The 5082-nt window shown below is 67.8% G+C and carries 2 protein-coding genes; both read right to left on the minus strand.

What is annotated here, in order from left to right:
• Positions 1-256: 256 nt before the first annotated feature.
• Positions 257-4414, minus strand: coding sequence for a type VII secretion protein EccCa (gene eccCa, locus ABT342_RS37865; protein ID WP_351584091.1), 4158 nt, complete (start codon positions 4412-4414; stop codon positions 257-259).
• Entirely contained in the window at positions 4411-5058 is a 648-nt protein-coding gene (locus ABT342_RS37870) for a transposase (protein ID WP_351584094.1), read from the minus strand. Before ABT342_RS37870 ends, eccCa begins: the two co-directional genes overlap by 4 nt.
• Between the last annotated feature and the right edge of the window lie 24 nt (positions 5059-5082).

Consider the following 5082-nt stretch of genomic DNA (forward strand, 5'->3'; position numbering starts at 1 on the left):
GGGAAAGCCCTCTCGGCTTTCCCACAGCGACTCTTCGTTTCCGTTCACAGATTGCCGCAACATGCTCAAGCGCGGGAGCACCCGGTCGCGGACATCGTTCGCATCGTGGCCTTAGCCCGGCGCAGTCCAGCTGTCTTGATCCGCCCTTTCGCCCTTTGGCGGTCCCGGTCGTCGTGCTCAGACTTGGTCGGTCCCCACCTTCCGGCTGTGTCACAGGAACGTGGCGGACCGACCGCCGCTCCCCAGTCGCCCGGCATCAGGCATCGCCTCCGACAAAGCCGGTCTGGATGATCGCGACCCCGCGTCGACGGTTCGTGAACTGCGCGCGGCCCGGCGGGAGTAGTTGCGGACGCATGTCCGGAGACAGGAAAGCTCCTTCGTCCCGGCTACAGGAGAGCAGTACGCCCGGAGCGCCGGTCTCCCATATCCGTCGGATGACGGGGTCCATCATGGCCCGGCTCGCCCCGGAAGCCGAGCGGGCTACGACGAGGTGGAGGCCGATGTCGGCACCGGAGGGGATCATGTCGAGGAGCGGGGCGAGCGGGCTCGAGTGCCCGCTGCTGCCGCCGACCAGGTCGTAGTCGTCGATCAGGATGAAGAGCCGGGGGCCGCTCCACCAGTCCTTGAGTGCGAGCCGGTCCGGGGTGATCTCGGGGCCGGGGAGCCGCTCCCGCAGGACTGCGGCCGCCTCCTCGACCATCTGGCCCAGGCTCAGACCGGACACGGCGTAGCCGAGCTGACGTTCCTTCGGAATGGAGGAGTACAGGCCGCGGCGGTAGTCCGCGACCATGATGCGTGCCTCGTCGTTGCTGAACCTCTGCTCGACCGCCTGGGCGACCAGGCGCAGGAAGTTGGTCTTACCGGTCTCGTTCTCTCCGAATACGAGGATGTGCGGCTGCTGTCCGAAGTCGTGCCAGACAGGGTTGAGGCCTGCCTGGTCGAGCCCGATCACGAACTTCATGTCGCCTTCGGCCGGAGGGAGCTCGGTGGCCGGCAGGACTCCGGGCAGCATGCGGACGGGTGGGGCCTTGGGCCCGAACCAGCTGTCGGCGGAGGACTGGATGAGCTCGCGGGTGGCGTCGGCGAGATCGTCGTTGCTGAGGCCACCGTCGATGCGTGGCACTGCCGTGAGGAAGTGCAGCCCCTTCTTCGTGAGTCCGCGGCCTGGAACTGCGGGCACGAGTGCGGCGGCGCGCGCGTTGACCTCGGATTCCACGGCGTCGCCGAGATGCAGTTCGAACCGGGTGCCGAGCAGGTCTCGGAGCCAGGGCCTGATCTCCGACCAGCGCGTCGCCGAGACCATCAGGTGGATGCCGAAGCTGAGCCCGCGGTTGGCCAGGTCAGACATTGCCGACTCGAGTGGCTCGAAGTCCTGCCGCATGGTGAACCAGCCGTCCACCACGAGGAAGACGTCGCCGTACGGGTCCTGCTGGGCCCATGGCTCGTTGACCCGCTTGCGGTAGTCGTCCATGGAGGCGACACCGTGGGCGGCGAACAGCCGTTCACGCAGTGCCAGCAGTCCGACCAGCTCGGCCAGGGTCCGGGTGACCCGGTCCGGGTCGAGACGCCCGCAGATGGATCCGACGTGCGGCAGGTCGCCGAGGACGGACATGCTGCCGCCGCCGAAGTCGAGGATGTAGAACTGTACGTCCCGAGGCGAGTGGCTGAGCGCCAGAGCGGTGATCACGGTGCGCAGGACCGTACTCTTGCCCATCTTGGGTGCACCGACCACTCCGATGTGTCCGCCGCCGCCGGTCAGGTCCGCGACAAGAAGGTCGCGCACGCCTTCGTACGGCTTGTCCACGATGCCGACCGGAACGGTGAGGGGCTCCTGGGCAGCCCAGCTCTCGACAATGAGCCCCTTGTCCGGGTCGGGGAAGAGCGGTGGGAGCAGTTCGTCCAGGGTCGGTGCCTCGGAGAGCGGGGGGAGCCATACCTGGTGCGCGGGCGGGCCCTGACCCTTGATGCGGTCGATGATCACCCTCATCAGCGTCTCTTTGCCGTCGGTCCCACCTGCCGGAACCTCGGGGGCCGATTCCGGCTCGTCGGTGGCCCCGCCCGGTTCGCCGACGGGTTCGGCAGGCTCAGGTCCGGCCGGCTCACGTGCGATCGTCTCCGCATCGGGATCAGGCTGGCCGGCTTCGAGTCCCGGTGAGCCCGGCGGAGGGGTGATGACGTTGGTGTCAGGGGCCAGACCTTCGGGTCCCGAGGTGGCCTCGTCGGCGCCGGCCGGTTCGACGGCGGCAGGCTCACGGTACTCCGTGTCGAAGGGCACGATCTGCTGGCGTACCACGGCCTCGCTGCGCTGCACGCGCTGCCTGCCCTTGTAGACACCTGAGACGTACGCCGCCTTGAAGCGCACCAGTGGGTTCGTGCCGGTCTTCAGATAGCCGGAGCCGGGAGTGGGCGGAAGGGAGTAGGCGTCCGGCACGCCGAGGACGCTCCGGCTCTCTGTGGCGGAGAAGGTACGCAGTCCGATCCGGTACGAGAGGTGGGACTCCAGTTGGTGGACGCGCCCCTCGTCCAGGCGCTGCGAGGCCAGAAGCAGGTGGACACCGAGGGAGCGTCCGAGTCGCCCGATCATGACGAAGAGGTCGATCATCTCCCGGCGCATGCTGAGCATTTCGCTGAACTCGTCGACGACGACAAGAAGGGTCGGCAGCGGGTCGAGCCGGGTCCCCTGGACCCGCGCCTTCTCGTAGTCGGCGAGCGAGCTGTAACCGGCCTTGCGCAACAACTCCTGCCGGCGCATGAGTTCGCCCTGGATCGCATCCTCCATACGGTCGACAAGCGGTAGCTCGTCGGCCAGGTTTGTGATCACGGCGGAGGTGTGCGGCAGTTCGTCGAGGCCGAGGAACGTCGCGCCGCCCTTGAAGTCGACCAGGACCATGTTGAGCACTTCGGAGGAGTGGGTCATGGCGAGACCCAGGACTAGGGTGCGCAGCAGTTCACTCTTGCCCGAGCCGGTGGCACCGATAAGCATGCCGTGCGGGCCCATGCCGCCCTGTGCGGCTTCCTTGATGTCGAGCTCGATGACCTCGCCGTCCTGGGACACGGCGATCGGGACCCGAAGCCGGTCCCACGGGGAGCGACTGGCCCAGAGCGCCAGCGGGTCGAAGTCGCGGGCGTCACCGGCTCCGAGCAGGGAGACGAGGTCGAGGTCGGTCGCGAGAGGATCGGCCGCCACGGCGTCGGTGCCGAGCCGACGGGGGGAAATGATTTTGGCCAGCGAGGTGGCGAGCACCGTGTCGAGCCCGTCGGGGCGCGCGACCTCGCTGACGGTCTCCCGGCCCGCCTGGTCCGAGGTGACCGAGCTGATCTTGTCAGCGGTGACTTCCAGGCGAAGGGTGCCCCGGTCGCTCTTCCAGCGCATGGCGCCGGAGATGTCGATGGCCACGGCGTTTTGGAAGCCCGAGTCGGCGATGCGTGAGCCCGAGGGGACGGCCGCGCCGTCGAGCAGCACGATGATGAACGGCTCTTCTGGAGAGGGCCGCGCGGCACCCTCGAAGCGGGGCCGTTCGCCGAACTCGTCGCCGAGGAGTCGCTCCAGCTCGCTGTAGCTGTCGGTGACCAGGCGCACTGCGCCGGCGGCGTCCGTCTTGCTCAGATGCTGGGCGTGCGGCAGCCATTTGACCCAGTCCCATGCGGCCCGGCGATCGGCACTCGCGCAGATCGCGATCCGCAGCTCCTCGGGCGAGTGGAAGGTGGCCAGCTGAGCGATGAGCGACCGGGCCAGTCCCCTCACGGTCTCCTCGTCTCCCCGGAGCAGCACCCGGGAGAAGGAACGGAGCAGAACCGCCGTGGGCAGTTCGGGCAGGACGTTGTACGTACGGATGAAGCGACGCAGCGCGTTGGCGCAGAGCGGTTCGAGGTCCTCGACCGGCTTGGACTGCGGAGGCCTCAGCCGGACCGCGAGTCGCTGCTCACCGATCCCGATGCGTACCTCGCCGAAGTCCTCGTCACTGCCTCGGCGTTCCCACAGGCGGTTGGAGAGGGCGATGGACCACAAGGTGACCGGGTCGGGATGCCGCCATACGATCGACTTGCGCTGCTGTTCGGCATGACGGCGCACTTGGCGCCGGATCTGCGAGAGATAGCGCAGATAGTCACGACGCTCACTGTTGAGCTTGCGCTTGCGGTCCTGGCCGCTGCGCATCATAGTCCCGGCCAGCATGGCCACGGCCCCGACGGCCATCAGGATCAGGGCACCGTATCCCATGGCACGGCTGCCGTTGCCCATGAACATCATCATCATGCCGGCGGAGCCGGCCATCATCGGCAGTGTCATCAGCACCGCGCTGATCCCCGCGGGGATCGACTCGGGCAGCGGCGGCGGCTCCTGCAGGCTGACTTCTCCGCGCGGCATGTCCGGCCCCGGGCGGCGGGGCGGCCGGTCGTACGTCTCGGTGCTCACAGGAATCCCCTCGTGATCCACTGCTGCGGTCGTGCGTACCGCTGGGACCTTCGTGGATACGGGGGAGTAGGGCAGCGGGTTCGATCCCTGGGCGCCTTGCCCGAAGAGGAGTTGCGCTCCTGCACGCGCCGCTCCCGCCGATGGATTCGTTCACAAGAGCGGACTCTCGCATAGCTTCTGGGCTCTGTCGCCATTGGTTCGCGGTCGCGCCGCATGCCGTTGGCCAGAGTCCGGAGTGCGCGTTGACCGTCGAGGCGGACGTCCGCGGTCCAGGCTTCGAGGGCCAGGTGTTCGCTGCGTCGATTGCGGACCATGAGTGCCAGGCGGCGGGCGTACTCGACGGTCGTCTCCAGCCCGGGGTTTCGATCGCGCAGTTCCTCGAGCCGCTTTCGCTTGACGTCTGTGAGGTGTTCGGGCCGACGCGTGATCCGCCGCCGGTTGCCCAGCGGACGGTCAGGTGGGGCTTGGGGGCAGTGGGTCTTGACCCGGAATCTTGGACACGGCCTATGCGGCTTGGGCCAGGGTTGGTGATGCTGTGTCGAGTGCTGTCTCGTAGGCGATGGGACTCCATTGTGAACCGTTCCGGGTTCGGTGGAGACTTGATTCCGTGAAAGGATCGAGTCATGGCACGCCCTTCCTCCTATCCCCCTGAGCTGCGCAAACGAGCG

The organism is Streptomyces sp. NPDC000410 (genome assembly GCF_040300305.1).
GTDB lineage: Bacteria > Actinomycetota > Actinomycetes > Streptomycetales > Streptomycetaceae > Streptomyces.